Source organism: Streptococcus sp. A23 (assembly GCF_043674155.1).
Taxonomy (GTDB): Bacteria; Bacillota; Bacilli; order Lactobacillales; family Streptococcaceae; genus Streptococcus; species Streptococcus suis_V.
Genome location: NZ_JBIMJP010000005.1, coordinates 37,638 through 55,117, shown reverse-complemented (window position 1 = coordinate 55,117; position 17,480 = coordinate 37,638). Strand labels below are relative to the sequence as shown.

General features: G+C 36.3%; 16 protein-coding genes, 1 tRNA gene and 2 pseudogenes. 8 read left to right on the top strand and 11 right to left on the bottom strand.

Annotated features, from left to right (window positions below; genetic code table 11):
- Positions 1–2: 2 nt before the first annotated feature.
- Positions 3–857, bottom strand: a complete 855-nt coding sequence (locus ACHBIE_RS04155; RefSeq protein ID WP_105110422.1) for a DUF975 family protein — start codon at positions 855–857, stop codon at positions 3–5.
- A gap of 140 nt (positions 858–997) precedes the next feature.
- On the opposite strand from ACHBIE_RS04155, the gene tgt reads away from it, so the two are divergent.
- Entirely contained in the window at positions 998–2,140 is a 1,143-nt protein-coding gene (gene tgt / locus ACHBIE_RS04150; RefSeq protein WP_105110421.1) for a tRNA guanosine(34) transglycosylase Tgt, read from the top strand.
- Positions 2,141–2,575: 435 nt separating this feature from the next.
- Here the strand turns inward: tgt and ACHBIE_RS04145 are convergent, their stop codons facing one another.
- On the bottom strand, positions 2,576–3,661 hold the full coding sequence (locus ACHBIE_RS04145) for a Xaa-Pro peptidase family protein (RefSeq protein ID WP_105122539.1): 1,086 nt from the start codon (positions 3,659–3,661) through the stop codon (positions 2,576–2,578).
- 203 nt (positions 3,662–3,864) lie between these two features.
- Here ACHBIE_RS04145 and ccpA point away from each other — a divergent pair, with 203 nt between their 5' ends.
- The 3 genes from ccpA (at position 3,865) to ACHBIE_RS04130 (ending at position 5,896) form a co-directional block, all read left to right on the top strand.
- Complete coding sequence (gene ccpA / locus ACHBIE_RS04140; RefSeq protein ID WP_283241320.1) at positions 3,865–4,866, top strand: catabolite control protein A; 1,002 nt, start codon at positions 3,865–3,867, stop codon at positions 4,864–4,866.
- Positions 4,867–5,102: 236 nt separating this feature from the next.
- Positions 5,103–5,777 (top strand): hydrolase, encoded by a 675-nt coding sequence (locus ACHBIE_RS04135; RefSeq protein ID WP_105110417.1) that lies wholly within the window; start codon positions 5,103–5,105, stop codon positions 5,775–5,777.
- 47 nt (positions 5,778–5,824) lie between these two features.
- A tRNA-Arg gene (locus ACHBIE_RS04130) sits at positions 5,825–5,896 on the top strand.
- A 61-nt stretch (positions 5,897–5,957) separates the two neighbouring features.
- Here the strand turns inward: ACHBIE_RS04130 and ACHBIE_RS04125 are convergent.
- The 4 genes from ACHBIE_RS04125 to ACHBIE_RS04110 form a co-directional block, all read right to left on the bottom strand.
- Positions 5,958–7,097 (bottom strand): tyrosine-type recombinase/integrase, encoded by a 1,140-nt coding sequence (locus ACHBIE_RS04125; protein WP_394732773.1) that lies wholly within the window; start codon positions 7,095–7,097, stop codon positions 5,958–5,960.
- A gap of 50 nt (positions 7,098–7,147) precedes the next feature.
- Positions 7,148–7,486, bottom strand: a complete 339-nt coding sequence (locus ACHBIE_RS04120; RefSeq protein ID WP_172067137.1) for a DUF771 domain-containing protein — start codon at positions 7,484–7,486, stop codon at positions 7,148–7,150.
- 16 nt (positions 7,487–7,502) lie between these two features.
- The gene (locus tag ACHBIE_RS04115; RefSeq protein WP_394732772.1) at positions 7,503–8,876 is read right to left on the bottom strand and encodes a hypothetical protein; all 1,374 of its coding nucleotides are present in this window, start codon (positions 8,874–8,876) and stop codon (positions 7,503–7,505) included.
- Positions 8,877–9,361: 485 nt separating this feature from the next.
- Positions 9,362–10,111, bottom strand: coding sequence for a MurR/RpiR family transcriptional regulator (locus tag ACHBIE_RS04110; protein WP_172010296.1), 750 nt, complete (start codon positions 10,109–10,111; stop codon positions 9,362–9,364).
- A 284-nt stretch (positions 10,112–10,395) separates the two neighbouring features.
- Here ACHBIE_RS04110 and pfkB point away from each other — a divergent pair, with 284 nt between their 5' ends.
- The 4 genes and pseudogenes from pfkB (at position 10,396) to lacD (ending at position 14,201) form a co-directional block, all read left to right on the top strand.
- Positions 10,396–11,331 (top strand): 1-phosphofructokinase, encoded by a 936-nt coding sequence (pfkB, locus tag ACHBIE_RS04105; protein ID WP_172010298.1) that lies wholly within the window; start codon positions 10,396–10,398, stop codon positions 11,329–11,331.
- The gene (locus ACHBIE_RS04100; RefSeq protein ID WP_394732771.1) at positions 11,332–12,720 is read left to right on the top strand and encodes a PTS fructose transporter subunit IIC; all 1,389 of its coding nucleotides are present in this window, start codon (positions 11,332–11,334) and stop codon (positions 12,718–12,720) included. It abuts the gene before it with no gap.
- 11 nt (positions 12,721–12,731) lie between these two features.
- Positions 12,732–13,175 carry a PTS sugar transporter subunit IIA gene (locus ACHBIE_RS04095; protein ID WP_105096327.1) on the top strand — a complete coding sequence of 148 codons (444 nt, stop codon included), beginning with the start codon at positions 12,732–12,734 and terminating at the stop codon, positions 13,173–13,175.
- 65 nt (positions 13,176–13,240) lie between these two features.
- Positions 13,241–14,201, top strand: a pseudogene (gene lacD / locus ACHBIE_RS04090) (tagatose-bisphosphate aldolase).
- An 86-nt stretch (positions 14,202–14,287) separates the two neighbouring features.
- Here the strand turns inward: lacD and ACHBIE_RS04085 are convergent.
- From ACHBIE_RS04085 to ACHBIE_RS04065, 5 genes and pseudogenes are all read right to left on the bottom strand, one after another.
- Positions 14,288–14,587 carry a DUF5960 family protein gene (locus ACHBIE_RS04085; protein ID WP_394732770.1) on the bottom strand — a complete coding sequence of 100 codons (300 nt, stop codon included), beginning with the start codon at positions 14,585–14,587 and terminating at the stop codon, positions 14,288–14,290.
- Positions 14,574–14,941 (bottom strand): annotated as a pseudogene (locus ACHBIE_RS04080) (hypothetical protein). The gene ACHBIE_RS04085 and the pseudogene ACHBIE_RS04080 overlap by 14 nt, the downstream one beginning before the upstream one ends.
- 12 nt (positions 14,942–14,953) lie before the next feature.
- Entirely contained in the window at positions 14,954–15,280 is a 327-nt protein-coding gene (locus tag ACHBIE_RS04075; protein WP_394732801.1) for an imsC-like protein, read from the bottom strand.
- A gap of 56 nt (positions 15,281–15,336) precedes the next feature.
- Positions 15,337–15,942, bottom strand: coding sequence for a hypothetical protein (locus ACHBIE_RS04070; RefSeq protein WP_394732769.1), 606 nt, complete (start codon positions 15,940–15,942; stop codon positions 15,337–15,339).
- Between the two features lie 68 nt (positions 15,943–16,010).
- Positions 16,011–16,976, bottom strand: a complete 966-nt coding sequence (locus tag ACHBIE_RS04065; protein WP_394732768.1) for a hypothetical protein — start codon at positions 16,974–16,976, stop codon at positions 16,011–16,013.
- Positions 16,977–17,480: the final 504 nt, after the last annotated feature.

Here is a 17,480-nt window from a genome sequence, read left to right as displayed (position 1 = left end):
AATTATATTGATTTGGTACTTTTTTCTTCCAGAATAGCCTGATAGAAATAAATCTGGGCAGTCTTGTGATAGGGAAGAACATAGAAATCCGCAAGTCCGCTAGTGATAATGGTCAAGATAAACCATCCCAAGAAGCTCAAATCCAAGAGGAATCGTTTCCATTTGTAGCCCTTCATCAATTGACGGCTTTCCTTCAAAATGGCTCTGGCACTGGTATAAGTGTCCGCTTCCAAGCGTTGGAAGAGAATGTTCTCAGCCTGGGAATAGGCATAGACCTGTGGCAAATAGATGGCCAGACCAATGCAGACCAGGAACAAACCAGCAATAAAAACCAAAAAGCCGATAGCTATCATGCCAGTCAGGCTTTCCTGTACTTCAACCGAGTTGGCTTGAAGCAGTTCTGCGGACAGGTTGCCGATGAGGATACTAGACCCTAGCAGCAAGAAGGCACCGATGTAGAAAATCAAGCTCCAGAGAATGAGCAGGATTGTTTTTAAACTGAAAACCGCCAAGAATTTTCCAAATGATGGATGGCTGAAGATAGCTAGGCTATCAGAAAGTTTCCCTGTCGCTTTTTTGCCCAACATCAATAGGAATAGGCTGTAGGAGACGGAGAGTAGCAGAAGAGCAAGGAGCAACCTGTAGAAGCTTGTAAATCCTAAAATGGACAGTAGGTAATAAATGCTAGCCTGGGTGTCCTGGCTAATGTCTGCAACACGCTCCATATCTGTCTGGGAATTTGTAAATAGATTGATCAGCAGAGTGAGAAGGACAGGAAGTAAAACGATTTTAAAGCTAGTAGGATTCCTTCTCAGGCTCAGGCGAGCTTTTTGGCGAATAGATGATAGTGTAAACATAAAGCCTTCCTTTCCTCCATATTTTAACACAGTTTCAAGTGACAAGAAAGGTAAATTTTGATAGACTAGATTAGTTGCAGGCTCAGCTGAGCCCTGTTGATTTTCCCAGGACTGTTTTTCCTGGTAGGAGGTAAATATATATGACAGATGTACCAATCAAGTATCGCTTGATCAAGAAAGAAAAGCACACAGGTGCTCGTTTGGGTGAGATTATCACACCACACGGGACCTTCCCAACGCCTATGTTTATGCCAGTGGGAACGCAAGCGACGGTCAAGACCATGTCGCCTGAGGAGCTGAAAGAAATGGGGTCGGGCATTATTTTGTCCAATACCTATCATCTCTGGCTTCGTCCTGGTGATGAGCTGATTGCGCGTGCCGGTGGACTCCACAAATTCATGAATTGGGACCAGCCGATTTTGACAGATTCGGGCGGTTTCCAGGTTTATTCGCTGGCAGATAGCCGCAATATTTCCGAGGAAGGTGTGACCTTTAAAAACCATCTCAATGGTAGTAAGATGTTCCTGTCGCCGGAAAAAGCCATTTCCATCCAGAATAATCTTGGTTCTGACATCATGATGAGCTTTGATGAATGCCCGCAATTCTACCAACCGTATGACTATGTCAAGAAGTCCATTGAACGGACCAGCCGTTGGGCGGAGCGTGGTCTAAAGGCTCACCGTCGCCCGCATGACCAAGGGCTCTTCGGGATTGTCCAAGGGGCTGGTTTTGAAGACCTCCGTCGCCAATCAGCTAGCGATCTGGTCAGCATGGATTTTCCGGGCTATTCCATCGGTGGTTTGGCTGTCGGTGAGACCCATGATGAGATGAATGCAGTCTTGGATTTCACCACCCCACTATTGCCAGAGAATAAGCCTCGTTACCTCATGGGTGTTGGAGCACCAGATAGCTTGATTGATGGTGTGATTCGTGGGGTTGATATGTTTGACTGTGTACTACCAACACGCATTGCACGTAATGGAACTTGCATGACCAGTCAAGGACGTCTTGTGGTTAAAAACGCTCAGTTCGCTGAGGACTTTACACCATTAGATCCAGAGTGCGATTGCTACACATGTAAAAACTACACACGTGCGTATCTCCGTCATTTACTTAAGGCCGACGAGACATTTGGTATCCGCTTGACCAGCTACCACAATCTCTTCTTCTTGATTAACCTCATGAAAAATGTTCGTCAGGCTATCATGGACGATAACCTGCTCGAATTCCGTCAGGACTTTATGGAAAAATATGGCTACGGCAAAAATGGTCGAAATTTTTAATCAAGTATGAATGTAATTCTTAAAAGAGCGGGTCTGATATTAGGGACTTTGTTGGTATCGATGAGTCTCCCTTTCATATTTTGGCTCCTTTATTTAGTCGAAAACTGGCTAATTTTACTACTTATTATTGCTACGCTAGTTGGAAATGCCTTGATTTATAGATTTTTATATCACTATTGGACCAAAGGTATTTATGTTATTTTTTTCATTTTGGCATCCAGCTATTTATATATGATGTACTTGAGTAACAGAGCTGAGATAGAAGATGCAACTATCATTGCTATATATGGACTTGCTTTCGTAATAATACCACTTTTTATCAATGTTATTGCTATTCTTGTTATTCTAATGATCCATGCTTTTCGACTATTAACAACTTTTCTAAAAAAATAGGTAAGTAAATGACCTCCTACAAAATAGTAGGAGGTTCTCTTTTTATACATCAAAATACAAGAGTTCTTTCGGCGTCTTGGTAAAGACATTAAAGCCGTTCTCGGTCACATGACCGCAATCCTCAATGCGGACGCCGACCTTGCCCGGAATGTAGATACCTGGCTCAACAGAGAAACACATGCCCTCTTGAATAACCAAATCATTGCCTTCCATGATAGATGGAAATTCATGAACGCTCATTCCCAAACCGTGGCCCAGACGGTGGTTGAAATACTCGCCATAACCAGATTTTTCAATAACAGAGCGAGCAGCGTAGTCAATTTCACCAGCAGTCACACCGGGTTTAATCATCTCGACAGCTGCCATGTGGGCCTCTAAACAGAGATTGTAAATGTCTTTTTTGAATTGATCAGGCTGACCGACCGCAATTGTCCGTGTCATATCAGAAGTGTAGCCTAGCGTTTCTACGCCCAAGTCAAACAAAAGCAGGGCATTGTTTTCAATCTTATTAGTAGCGGGAATGCCGTGAGGATTAGCTGCATTATCACCGGTCAAGACCATGGTATCGAAACTCATTTTTGAAATGCCTTGTTTTTTCATTTCAAATTCAATCTGGGCTATAATGTCGGTTTCTGTGACATTCAAGGAAATGTTGTCAAATCCGACCTGCATGGCCTTGTCCGCAAATTCACCTGCGATAAACATTTTTTCAATTTCATCGCGGGATTTAATCAATTTCATGGTATTGATCAGCGGAGTGATGTCTGAGAAAGGCTGATTAAAAATAGACTGGAGACCGTGGTAGCGGGTCAAATTCATATTGTCAAATTCAGCACCAACAGCTTTGAAGGCCTTGCTTGGCAGCCTTGCTTGGATGATTTTCCAAGGATTTTCAGAATCCATGTAGCCAGCTACGGGGAATGAAACAGTTGCACGAGCGCGCTCGACATCGAGAGCTGGTAGGAAGAGGAGCGGTTCATGGTCTGGCATGACAAAGAGGAACATGTGGCGTTCGTGTGGGTCAGCGTGATAGCCGGTCAGGTAGTAGATACTGGAAGGATCTGAGAAAATGGCCAATTCAAGTTGATTGTTTTCTAGGTAATCTTGTACATATTGTAATTTAGACATAGGCATACCTTTCTTTTGATGATAAGAAAAATGAAATTTTCGTTTATTATATGGACTATTGTTTCAAAAAATCAAAAAATTTGCAAGTCCTAGCGAAAAAGTCCTATTTTTCTCTTGAAAGTGTTTACAAAAAGTGATACACTATAAGAGAGTGAAAGCGTAATTTTCAAAGAAAAAGAAAGGTGAAAGGAAACACAAATATGTTGAATACTGATGATACGGTAACGATATATGACGTTGCCCGCGAAGCTGGGGTCTCTATGGCGACCGTTTCCCGCGTTGTCAATGGAAATAAGAACGTTAAGGAAAATACCCGCAAAAAAGTCTTAGAGGTCATCGAGCGCTTGGATTACCGTCCTAACGCCGTTGCCCGTGGCTTGGCCAGCAAGAAGACGACGACTGTTGGTGTGGTTATCCCAAATATTGCTAACGCTTACTTTGCAACCCTGGCTAAGGGGATTGATGACATTGCCGATATGTATAAGTATAATATCGTCCTTGCCAATAGCGATGAGAACGATGAAAAAGAGATTAATGTGGTCAACACCCTCTTTTCAAAACAGGTGGATGGTATCATTTTCATGGGCTACCATTTGACAGATAAGATTCGTGCGGAGTTTTCTCGTTCACGTACACCGATTGTTCTGGCTGGTACGGTTGATTTGGAAAAACAATTGCCGAGCGTAAACATTGACTACGCTGCAGCAAGCAAGGATGCGGTTACCCTGTTGGCTAAAAACAACAAGAAAATCGCCTTTGTATCTGGACCGTTGGTTGATGATATCAATGGCAAGGTCCGCTTTGCTGGTTATAAGGATGGCTTGCAAGAAGCGGGCTTGGACTTTAGCGAAGGCCTAGTCTTTGAATCTAAGTATAAGTATGAAGAAGGCTATGCTCTTGCTGAACGTATCTTGAACGCAGGTGCGACGGCAGCCTTGGTGGCAGAAGATGAAATTGCAGCAGGTCTCTTGAATGGTATTTCAGACAAGGGTCTCAGCGTTCCAGAAGATTTTGAAATCATTACAAGCGATGATTCACTGGTGACCAAGTTTACACGACCTAACCTGACTTCTATCAATCAGCCATTGTATGATATTGGTGCCATTGCCATGCGGATGCTGACCAAAATCATGCACAAGGAAGAATTGGAAAACCGTGAAGTCATTCTGAATCACGGCATTAAGGTTCGCAAATCTACCAAATAGTTCAAAGGATCCGGACGATTTTCCGGATTTTTTGATTTTTTCAGGGATAGCTTCCTATTCCTGATAAAAATGTGTTATAATGAATATTATTAAACCGAAATCTAACTAGTCTAGAAGTCTAAGTGGACATGAGGTTTTCAATTTTCAGCTAAGGATGGGAAATGTTCTTGCTGAGATGAGGAGTTTCCTTTTGCGACTAGTCTTGATGTTCTAAAATATAAAAATGGAGGTGACCTATGACCAAGCCAGTTCCACCGTCAATCTTGTCAGATTTGCGCCAGGATATTGTGCAGATGCCTAATATTATCAAAGAATGTAGCGGTATCATGATTTACGGACGCAGAATCCGCTCGATTTTGTTTACGACGGATGTTGCGATTATTGCCAATCATAATGCGGACGCTGTGTTAGCAGTCTATCCTTTTACGCCTAGTCCAGCTATCCTGAAGAGCATCATGCTGGTAGCTTCAGTTCCTGTACTTGCAGGTGTGGGTGGTGGCTTGACCACAGGTCTCCGCTCTGCTAATATGAGCCTCTTTTCTGAATCAGAAGGTGCCTATGCGGTTGTTGTCAATGGTCCGACCAATGTCGATACTATACAGGAAATCAACAAGGTTGTGGATATTCCTATCATCTATACGGTAGTTTCTGAGAAATCAAATATTAAGGCCCGGATTGAGGCTGGTGTTGATATTCTCAATGTTTCTTGTGGAGCAGATACTGCGCGGGTTGTGGCCAAGATTCGTCAAGATTTCCCCGAATTTCCGATTATTGCAACAGGCGGTCCGACCGAAGACAGCATTCGCACAGTCATTGAGGCTGGAGCGAATGCGGTTACCTACACGGCACCTAGCAATGGGGAATTGTTCAAAGCCAAAATGGAAAAATACCGTAAGCACGCAGCAGACTAATCCAGTCTTGCAATCCTTTCCCTTCTAGGTTACAATAGAAGGGTAACCTTCCCTTAGTTAAATGGATATAACAAATTCCTCCTAAGAATTAGTTGCAGGTTCGATTCCTGCAGGGGAGATAGATATGACTTGAGAAACGTTGTAACATCAGCGTTTCTTTTTAATTTGTTCAACTTTTGTTCAACCATGATCTATTGATTTATCGTAAATTAGCAATAGACGAATTCGATCATTTTCTTTTTTCTCCTTTTCATTAATCAAATGACCGTAAGTTTCTATGATTTGAGTGATGTCCTTATGACCCATAATTTTAGCAAGAACCCATAAATCAATGCCTTCAGATATCAGAATTGAAGCATATGTGTGGCGATTTCCTGTACAAGTTAGATTTAATGGTATAATATCCAATTTTTTTAAGATAGACTGTAGATGTTTATTACACGCATTATTTGTCGGGATACCAGAATAAAAATTTACAAATAGCATATTATCAGGATTTTGAAGATAATACATACTTTGTTCCTTTTTTATTCTAAGTAATATTTCGATAAGTTCGTCATCAATCGGAATTGTTCTAATTGAATCAGGAGTTTTGGCATCAGTCCATTTTTTATTCGTTGAATCATATCGACGATATGTATAGATACTTTTTTCATCCCATAGTATACAATCCCATGTTAATCCTAAAACTTCAGCAAAACGCATACCAGTTTTAAGTTGAACAAAAAGTAGATACGGAATTACACTTTTCTCATAGTTTGCTGTATTTTCCAAATAATTTAGCAACTTGAAATAGTCTGATTTGCTATGAATATATTTCTCACTACGATGTTTTTTGGATGGACGCCCAGTTATTTTGACATCTTTCGTAAAATCGTGAAAGAAAATTCGTTCTTTTTTCGCGAAAGATAGTATTTGTTTGACTTCATTATTTAATCGTCGAACAGTTTCTTTAACATTTTTTTCTGCAAACTGATTTATGAACTTTTGGTAAACACTTGCTTTAATGTCTCTTAATGGTGTGTCGCCAAAAAATTTTTTTATATGATTGCCAAAATTTTTATGTTTATTTAAAGTTGATTCTTTAAAGTTTTGTGGTATGATATATAATTCAAACCATTGTTCCCATAGGTTTGATAACGATGCTTGATTATCAATCTTGAAGCCTTTGAGTAGTTCTATTTCTAATTGAATTGCCTCTTGTTTTGCTTCAGTTTTGGTTCTAAAACCTCCTTTTGATGTGACTAATTTTTTATTTTTATCGAAAATTCGATAATTCCAAAGTTTCTTTTTACCTCTCTGTTGGTAGGAGATAGACATGATTACCTCTTTCTATAAAGGATAATCAAGATATTATCTCTATCATCCTATCATTTTTTATTCATTATGTCTCTAAAATGCGTCTCGAAGTATTCTTTTGTTTTTGAAGCAAGGAAGTAATATCTTCCCCCTTGAGAAGCGGGATATTTTACAAATCCGTCTGGATTTTTATCAATATCTATTTGATCTCGTATGTTAGTTTTATACAGTACATTTTCAATGAGCCACGGTCGTGAAACAGAAATCATCTCTAATACCTGATTCATTGATAGGTAATGTCCTATTTCCGATGCTTTCTGTAGTTTTTCAAACTCAGATTTTTCTACGATTATGTGAGATTCAGGTAATGAAATTGTTAATCCGTCAATATTTATTGTTAATGTATTCATTTAGTTGTCCTCTTTTTTATAAAATAATTCTTATTTTTTTAATAACTTTTGTAAGGTCAAGATTACGCCATCGCTGTTTTATCACATTTTCGAATGTCGTACTTTTCGTTTTATTGCGAATGATATCTTCAAATACTTTCAAACGAGTATTATTGCTATACCTTTTGATTTGTAGAATATATACTAACCCATTTGTTTTTTGGATAGGTACTGATAATGATTTTTTTGAATTACTAATATAACATAGAAATTTCCAAAAATAGTTTAACAAAAGCAACGTTTGCCATGAGATCATTTCGGATAAATAATATTCTTTGATATCATTTTGCTCCATACTTTTTTTTAGAAACGATCTAATTGTTCGTGCTTTATTTTTGAGATTATCTAAGAATGATAATTTCAAATAGATGAATATTTCTTCATCTAATGTATTAACTGTTATATGCTTTGTGACATTATTTATCAGATTAATTAAGTATTTATCTATATAATCATATGATTGATTTTTGTGATAAAAAAATTCTAATTCCTCATCTGTTTGTTTAATAGATTCATTAATTAAATTGATATAATTGTTGAAAGCTTTTTGCCCTTCCTGTTTTAAAAAGTTAATAATATTTTCGTCATGCAGGTCAGCTAGAGTATTTGTGTTAAGTGCGTTGGTAACTTTACTTTTCTTTAATGTTATTTCTAACCTATATATTCTGAAAGTGTAATTTTTTAAATCTTTTAAATAGCCATCGTTAATTAATTTTGCGGTTTTATCATATAACACATATTTTTGAAATTTTCCAACGCAAGATTCGATAATATGATAATCCTCGCTATCACATTTTATATCGTAACGTTTTAAATTTGGTTGTGGATCATTAATGAAGCAACGAAATAAAAGCAATCTTGTTTGTAAATGTATACGATTCAAATTTGCGAATGTAAAAGCAATTTCGATTTCCTTGATAACGATGTTTTTTCCTGATGGGGTTTCTATATTTATTTCAATATTTTTTGAAATTTCAAAAATTAATTCTAGAATTCTATTTTGAATTTCGAGAATAGATGATGTACGGATATTTATATGTTCAGTAATCAAATCGATTGTAACTAAACCTTGACTTGAATTTGAATCCTGCTTATCGATTGTAATTTTTCCAAATTCATTTGATTTTAAAGTTAGTCTCTTTATATTTCCAGATTGATGATAGTTGATATACAAAGTTGTATTACGCCAATTCAATTTTAATATGTTACTGTTGAAATTATTCAAAATATAGATATCGGATGTAAATTGTAGTGAAATTGCATCTATTCCAACGAATCCTGGAAAAGCGGAAAAACTTTTCTCGATTTCTTGAAGCGTTACAAAATTATTAGTTTTATTTTTTGTTGACATATTTCTACCTTTTTTTCTCAAAAGTCATTATGCCACAATAGGAACTCAACAAGGGTGAATTTGAGGAATTTTTTGCAGATTACTGAAAAATAAATAAAATTCTTCCTCAGTAAATGAAGACAATAATATAATTGTTTCCGCTGTTTTCAAGTGTTTGCAGTATATATAATATTTTTTAGATATCTAAAATCTTAGTTTCTATAATAATTACAAATTAGTTAAATGATTACGATGGTTATAATATTATTTACTATAAATTGTTTGAAATGCTATTGTTGCTTTCAAAAAAATATCCATTTGAAAATATTCTAGCTTTAAATATTTGGAATTGTTTACCAACTACACCTCATATTGAGTGTGTTGCTCTGCTCGTATAAGCCTATAAAAATTTATATGAAAATGACCTGATTGTTAGTCAGGTCATTTTTTAATATACTGATTCCAATATTGGGAGTTTTAATGTTTTGTATTGTAATAGTATAGGTCTATTTTTGATTTGCAGCTAAAGTATCTAATAATAAACGCCCAATAATGTAAAGTGGTAGGCGTGAATGTACTTCTACATCTGGGAAATATGTTAACTCTGTTTTAAATCCAAAAAGCTTTATTTGAGAATAATTTGATAGGCTACCTGAGGGGTTAGCACTTAGGAGTATAGTAGTGGTATCGTTTTGTTGACAAATTTTTGCAGCATCTTGTAATTCAATTGTTTCTGCGTTTAGGGATACAAATACCACACAATCATCTGCATCCAATCTGGCACTAACAGTACGGATAATGTTAGGGTCTGTATGAAGTTCTGCATAATACCCCAGTAAGAGAAATTTTGTTTGCATCTCAGTAGCAAGTAATTCAGAAAATCCTCTAGCAAAAATAGTAATTTTCTTTGCACTTTTTAGTTTTGAGATTGCTATTTCTAATGTTTCTAGGTCAAGTTCATTAAGAGTTTTTGTAACTTCTTGATAACTCTTTAGTATGGAAACTTTGATTTCGTCTGTAATTTTATTATCTTTGAGGATGGATAAGCTATCCTGTTTTCTGTCTTTTACATCGTGCTTAAAATCAGAAAATCCAGTATAACCTTTTTTTTGTAGTGTTCTGGTAATAGTAGCAGTTGAAACATTTAATAATTCACTAGCTTCCGAAATGCTAAGGGTAGAAATCTCTTTAAATTTGTTATTAAGATGTGTCCAAGTGTGTTTTTCGGTTTCAGTCAAATGTTTATTGATCGCCATTTTTATTCCTTATGCTTTATGAATTTTTAATCTCAAAAAGGGAAGAGCATTTTAACTTGTAATCATCATTGAAGGAACTGCAACAAACAAAATTAGATAAAGTTGCTTTCTTTAAACTGATAATTTATTTTCATTAATATCTATGATTTTTAGTTTGCCTTAATTGAATTTTCGAAAGGTCTGTAGAGTAAATTGTTACAAAATCATTAGAATATTAGAAAACACTTACATTTTAAAAATGTTATTATTATTATAACAAAAAAAGTATGAAAGGAGAATAAGGTGTGGGTATCTATACTTTAACAATGAATCCGGCCATCGATATGTTTATCAAAACAAACCAGCTAAAAAATAACATCGTTAATCGAACTTTATACGATGAACTGCAACCAAACGGAAAAGGTGTTAATGTCTCGTTTATACTAAAGATGCTAGATATTCCAAATACAGCTTTAGGGTTCAGTGCAGGTTTTACGGGACAGTACATCAAGGATGAGTTACTTGCTAAAGGGATTACCGAAGAGTTTATTGACGTAGATGGAATAACTAGAATTAATGTGTTTGCACAGGTTCTAGAAACATCAGAGGAATATAAATTGGTAAATAAAGGTCCAGAAATTTCCCCTTCTGCTCAAGATGCTCTATTAGAAAAAATTCGATTGCTAGGTTCAAATGATTATTTAGTAATTTCAGGAAGTTTTCCTAGAGGAATTGATTCCAGTTATTTAGTTAAGATAGCTGAGATAACAAATGAAAAAAACGTATCTTTAATTTTAGATATTAGTGATCCAGTTATTCTCACTTGCCTAAAGTATAAGCCATATCTGATTAAACCAAATGATGAAGAGATTGCACAATGGTTTGGAGTGCACAATATATCAGAAGATGAGATTTTAGTATATGGGAAATCGCTTCAAAACTTAGGTGCAAGAAATATACTGATTTCTTTAGGTGGTAAGGGGGCAGTTATGTTAACGGACAGTGGTGAAGTATTTACTTGCAACGCACCGAAAGGAGAAGTGGTAAATACTGCTTGTGCGGGAGATACTACTCTTGGTACTTTTTTAGGTTCAAAAATATTGGGTCTATCAACTGAGGAATCCTTAATCAAAGCAGTTGCTGCAGGCTCTTCGACAGCATTTAGAAGTGGACTAACGGATTTTTCAGATGTCGATGAATTAAGTAAACAAATATTACTAAAAAAAATGGAGGTAAAGTAGATGGCTACTTATAAATTGATTGCAGCTACTGGTTGTCCAACTGGTATTGCACATACATTCATGGCTCAAGAAGCACTTGAGCAAGCGGCTAAAGAGCGTAACGTTTCTATCAAGGTAGAAACTCATGGTCAAATTGGTATTGAGAACGAGTTGACAGCTGAAGAAATTGCAGCAGCAGATGCGGTTATTATTGCAGCTGACAAGGATGTAAACGCAGAACGCTTTGCAGGGAAACGTGTCATTGAGACTTCAGTTGGGGAAGGTATTAAAAATGCTTCTAAATTGATTGATGATGCTCTATCTGGTAAAGGTGTTGTAAAAGCAGGTGAAGCTATTAAGCAAGAATCTTCATCAGCAGGTAATGAGAGTTTTGGACGTCAAATCTATAAACATCTAATGAACGGTGTGTCTCACATGCTTCCATTTGTAGTTGCAGGAGGAGTTTTGATTGCCATTTCATTCCTATTTGGTATTTTTTCATTTGACCCAAATAGTGAACAATATAATCCTTTTGCTGCTATGTTGAAAAATGACATTGGTGGTGTAGCAATGGGCATGATGGTTCCTGTTTTAGCTGCCTATATTGCCGAATCTATTGCTAAGCGTCCTGGATTTGTATCAGGTCTTGTCGCTGGTTTAATGGCTGCAAATGGAGGTTCAGGATTCTTAGGTGGTATTGTTGGTGGTTTCGCTGCTGGTTATATTGTTTTAGCACTAATGAAACTACTTAAGGGATTACCAAAATCATTAGATGGTTTGAAAGCTATTTTCCTATATCCACTGTTTGGTGTATTTGTTACTGGATTATTTATGGTGGCAGTGAACTCTCCAATGACATGGGTAAACGAATCTATGATGGCTTGGCTAGCAGGATTTGAAAATGCCAATCCTATAATTCTTGGAATTATTATCGGTTGCATGTCTGCTTTTGATATGGGTGGTCCAGTAAATAAAGCGGCGTATGTAACAGGTACAGCTCTTTTAGCACAAGGAAATACTAGCTTTATGGCAGGTGTTTCTGCAGCATGTATTGTCCCACCATTGACAACATTTGTTGCAACAACAGTATTCCGAAAATATTACTCTGATGAAGATTGCAATGCAGGTCTTGCAAATTTAATTTTAGGTTCTACACATATCACTGAGGGGGCTATCCCATTCGCTGCAAAAGATCCACTCCGTAATCTACCGACGTTGATGCTTGGGTCATCAATTGGTGCAGTGTTAACTTATCTTTGGGGTGTAAAAGTACCTGCTCCACATGGTGGATTCTTAGTCTTACCTGTAGTAACAAATGCTGGACTTTGGGTGTTAGCAATTGCAATTGGAGCTATTATTTCAGGATTACTTCTAGGGTATATTCAAAAAACTAAAATTGAAAAGGGATAAGAGGTACATTAATGATAGATAAGAAATTAGTACTAGTTGATGTGTCTGCTTCATCAAAGGAGAGTGTGTTCGATTGTTTATCACAATTGGTTTTTGAACATGGATATGCAACAGACATTGTCTTAGTTAAAGAAGCACTTCTTGCAAGGGAAGATGAAGGTACTACCGGAATGATGGATGGTTTTGCCATTCCACATGCTAAATCTTCTGCAATCACAAAACCTGGCGTAGCTGTATTGAAATTAGCTAATGGTGTTGAATGGCAGTCAATGGATGGTCAACCTATCACTTCAGTTATTGCACTATTTATTCCGGAAACGGAATCAGGTACCACTCACTTAAAATTTTTATCAAAGATTGCTCGTTTACTCATGAAGACAGAGTTCAAAACATCTTTTACAAATGCAAATAGTGTAGAGGAAATTGTTGAGCTATTGAAGAAACACTTAGTGTAATCAACTTTATCTCCTGACGTATAGAGTAGATGTCAGGAGATTTCTTTATTTAGAAAGGAATAAAAATGGTAAAAAATCTATCTAAGTTAATGACAAAGAATGGCATTATATCAGCTCTTGCTTTTGACCAACGTGGCGCCTTGAAAAAAAATGATGGCAAAACATCAGACAGAAACTCCAACTGTAGAGCAAATGGAAAAGTTGAAAACTCTAGTATCTGAAGAATTAACACAGTTTTCTTCCTCAATTCTGTTAGATCCTGAATTTGGTTTGCCAGCATCACGTGCCCGTGATGAACAATGTGGCTTACTTTTGGCTTATGAAAAAACTGGCTATGACACAAGCTCTACCAGTCGTTTGCCAGATTGCCTAGTAGAATGGTCTGTAAAACGATTAAAAGAAGAGGGAGCAGATGCCATTAAGTTTCTACTCTACTATGATGTTGATGGTGATCCATACGTCAATCTTCAAAAACATGCCTATATTGAACGCTTAGGTTCAGAATGTCAGGCAGAAGGTTTGCCATTCTTTTTGGAAATTTTGAGCTACGATGAAACGATTGAGGACAATGCTAGTGTGGAATTTGCAAAAGTCAAACCTCGAAAAGTAAATGAGGCTATGAAAGTATTTTCGGATGAACGATTTGGAGTGGATGTTCTCAAGGTAGAAGTACCTGTGAACGTGAATTTTGTAGAAGGCTTTGGAACAGGGGAAGTCGTTTATACAAAAGAAGAAGCAGCCGAATATTTCCGTCAACAAGAAGCATCAACTCATTTGCCTTATATTTATCTAAGTGCAGGTGTTTCTGCAAAACTCTTCCAAGATACACTAGTGTTTGCACATGAAGCAGGTGCTAAATTTAACGGTGTTCTTTGTGGTCGTGCGACGTGGGCGGGTGTTGTGCCAGTCTATATTGAACAGGGTGAAGAAGCTGCACGTGAATGGTTACGAACTGTTGGTCGTGAAAATATTGAGAGCTTAGATAGAGTATTATCTCTTACTGCTAGTTCTTGTGAGGAAGGATAGATAGAACTATTCTAGGGGCAGTTTCTTAGTACTTTAAAATAACTAAAATTCATGTTATAAGAAAATAGGAGCATTTTTATGAGCTCCTATTTTTGTGTTAAGTATATTGTTGTTTTCTTGTAAGAATAGCGGTAGATTAGCGGATTTTCATCTATGGTACTTACCTCAAAAATGAAGAAGTGATTGCGATTATTTCTAGCCTTTTCCTTATTTAGGACAAAGTAATTCTTACGAGAAGTCACCATTGTTTTGAGGATATCATCGGTCAGGAAGGTCAATGGAATATTCATGTTGGAGTAGAGGTAGAAGTCACGTTTAAAATCTTGGTAGCTCTCGCTGTAATAGTCCATTTGCAGGTAATTACGCTGAAACTCAAGCTGATTCATAGAGTACCTCCTCAACAAGTTCAATACTCATAATATCTTTCAATCTTAAATTGATGTGACCTGTCGGAGTTTTTATTAAAATGAAATCTTTGATCAGACTTAGTATTGTTCTAGTGTAGGAAACACGTTTGTTTTTTCGATCACATGAATGCGCGTGATCAGTTGGCTAGCGTATACTTGACTGAGGAGTAATAATTTCTTCTCTAGCGATAAATCAGACATGAACGTTACCTTGTTTACATCATCAGATAGTGCAGATGTATGTTCAGATAGGAAAAAGCCCATCCATTTTTGCATCTTGGTATCCTGGTACTCTCGTGCAGACTGAAATGGTAAGTATGAACGGTCAATCATATCGAATCCTTTCTATGTAGACGCAAGGATATTTTTATCAAATTGAATCGTAAAACCTTGAATTTCCCCACCTGTGTAACGTTCTTTAAAGCGATTGATTATCTCAGTATAGATCATCACAGATGAGCTTGTTGGCTTAATGCTGAATGTAACTTCCAATGGTAATCGGTTTTCAGATTTAGCATGTACTAGTCGTATCGATATTTCAGTTGTTCTGAGTTTTCTCTGACGAAGTATTGAAGATGCTGTTTCAACGACTCCGTGTAATATCCTTTCAATCACTTCAATATCATTACATCCTTTGCTATGGATTTCTGAAAATTGTACTGTATTGATAATTAATAAATGAAAGTGGAAACTTCAATCGTTCGAAGTCCCCACTTTTTCTATATTTTTTATTGTTCGATTACAATATCTTCTGCAATTAAATTTTCAAAATTTACTATTTCCTTGTTCACTAATTTTTCTGTGGAAATTGGTAACGCGTAAATATATACTTTATCACCAATTCTCAAATTCAAATCATTAACACGCATATGCTTGCTATACTGAATTTTTACTACATTATTACTCTCGTCTTTAACGGAAAGTTCAACCCAAATAGAATTGTAACTTACTGATTTATTAAGTATAGTTCCATAAATTAAAAATTTGGCAAAATGTTTTGGGAATGCAAATCCTTTCGACTCTGAAAAATTGAAATAGTTAGATATTTCAGTCTGCTCCATTTTAAGGTAGTCTGCAAAATAGTGTGAGCTTTTTAATGTATTTGATTTCGTATTATTTTTCAAACTTCCTTCGATGTACACATTCGTTCCCTTTATTGGGTTTAATTTATCCGTATCATATCTAAATGTTAAAAATGTATGTCTTCGGCCACCACCATTTCGAATGAACAAAATAAACGATGGATTACAGACCTCATTATTTACTTCGACAATTTTTCCACGAGCAAAAATTGTATTCTGTCTTTTATTTTGTAGATTATTTTGATTCCTCATTTTATGTCCTCCATTGTTTCAATTTTCTACACAATTATTATGCCTGAAAAAATAAATCAAAAAATTCGTTACAAGATATAATTTGTAACAGCTACCGAGAGACGCCAATGGGACAGATTCAAAACCGAAACAGCCATTAAAGCCAAACGATTATACTCAATTGGCATTCCTGACGCTAATGCTTTGGATTTGTTTGTGCCGCGTAGAATATATAATTCGTCGCGTAGATCATAAATAAAATTTTTACGCTGTCGTTCGTATTTACTTTGTGACTCGTTCTTCAATTTCTGATGGCCTTCTTCCCATCGTGAAATTAATAAATGTGAGAGTGCATGTCTCATTCTTGGATTAACTTGAATTTTCTCTAGATAATAGAAGTAGCTATCGCGCGCATGCTGTGCGCGTAATGCATGTAAATTAATTTGATTGTTCATCTCTTCTTCTGAAAACACTGGTTCATTTTCTTTAATTCCTGCGAAAGTTCTACGAACGAGTTCGACATCTTTCGGTAAGATGTATTGCATTTGTTTCTTCCCGCCCTTACCACGTTTCACGAAAATATAACAATTGCCATATTCATCATATTTTAAATCTTGACCTTTTAGATTTTTTAGTTCATTACGGCGAATTCCAACGACTTTCTGGAATTCGATTAGGCGAGAGAAGAGAGAGTTCAATTCTTGTTTTTTCCCTTGTTCGTTTGACTCACGTATTCGTCCGCGAACGATTTTATCACTTGAGCGCTTTTGTTTTCTAATTCGGTTTAAATTGATACCGGAAGCTTTAGCTATTGGAGCTAAATATGTGTGGATAGTGGCAGGAGTGTATTGCTTTGGATCATTTTTTAAGTCGTCGTGATATGATTGAAGAACTTCTTCTGTAATATCAGAAATTTTCTTTATTCCATTAACCTTAGCCCATTTTGAGAATCGAGTTGCTGAACGTTTGTATGATGTTCTAGATGTATTATTTGTAACATTTTTTGTTGCTGCGACGAAAATGTCGTGTTTTAATGAATTTCTTTTTCTTGGCATTTTCTTTCTCCTTTCTTTCTTAAAAATGCTTGTTACTGTTAAATTGCCTCCCACCCTTTTTTGTAGAATGAGCTGGGTATGCTCGGAAAAATACACGTTGAGGCTGCCTGTTAGGACTAACGTTTTAAGTAAGATTCAGTAATCACCGTTTTCTTATCTAATGTATTTTTCTATGTCATTGGATTGGTTATTTTTCAAATTTACTTATTACTTTTTACTACTATTAAACACTTATTTTTGTACCATTTTTCTTGATAAATGGTTATTCTGTATGTCATTTCATGCCGCAGAATAACCATTTACTCTCTTCGTTTTCAATCTCTTTTCTCAAGTCAATGACACCTTTTAAAAAAGAGAAGTCACAATCATTCGAATTAACAATTTTCACCGAGCCCAGTGCGAATTCAAACAATAATGAATTTTCCACCTCCAATCTCTATTCACATCAATTTTTTCAATATTATTATGTCGCTTTTTTAAAAAAATAAAAAAACGTGTAGATAT

Coding starts and splice junctions, on each gene's coding strand:
- ACHBIE_RS04155 (WP_105110422.1), bottom strand. CDS start 857: ATGTTTACACTATCATCTATTCGCCAAAAAGCTCGCCTGAGCCTGAGA.
- tgt (WP_105110421.1), top strand. CDS start 998: ATGACAGATGTACCAATCAAGTATCGCTTGATCAAGAAAGAAAAGCAC.
- ACHBIE_RS04145 (WP_105122539.1), bottom strand. CDS start 3,661: ATGTCTAAATTACAATATGTACAAGATTACCTAGAAAACAATCAACTT.
- ACHBIE_RS04135 (WP_105110417.1), top strand. CDS start 5,103: ATGACCAAGCCAGTTCCACCGTCAATCTTGTCAGATTTGCGCCAGGAT.
- ACHBIE_RS04125 (WP_394732773.1), bottom strand. CDS start 7,097: ATGTCTATCTCCTACCAACAGAGAGGTAAAAAGAAACTTTGGAATTAT.
- ACHBIE_RS04120 (WP_172067137.1), bottom strand. CDS start 7,486: ATGAATACATTAACAATAAATATTGACGGATTAACAATTTCATTACCT.
- ACHBIE_RS04115 (WP_394732772.1), bottom strand. CDS start 8,876: ATGTCAACAAAAAATAAAACTAATAATTTTGTAACGCTTCAAGAAATC.
- ACHBIE_RS04110 (WP_172010296.1), bottom strand. CDS start 10,111: ATGGCGATCAATAAACATTTGACTGAAACCGAAAAACACACTTGGACA.
- ACHBIE_RS04100 (WP_394732771.1), top strand. CDS start 11,332: ATGGCTACTTATAAATTGATTGCAGCTACTGGTTGTCCAACTGGTATT.
- ACHBIE_RS04095 (WP_105096327.1), top strand. CDS start 12,732: ATGATAGATAAGAAATTAGTACTAGTTGATGTGTCTGCTTCATCAAAG.
- ACHBIE_RS04085 (WP_394732770.1), bottom strand. CDS start 14,587: ATGAATCAGCTTGAGTTTCAGCGTAATTACCTGCAAATGGACTATTAC.
- ACHBIE_RS04070 (WP_394732769.1), bottom strand. CDS start 15,942: ATGAGGAATCAAAATAATCTACAAAATAAAAGACAGAATACAATTTTT.
- ACHBIE_RS04065 (WP_394732768.1), bottom strand. CDS start 16,976: ATGCCAAGAAAAAGAAATTCATTAAAACACGACATTTTCGTCGCAGCA.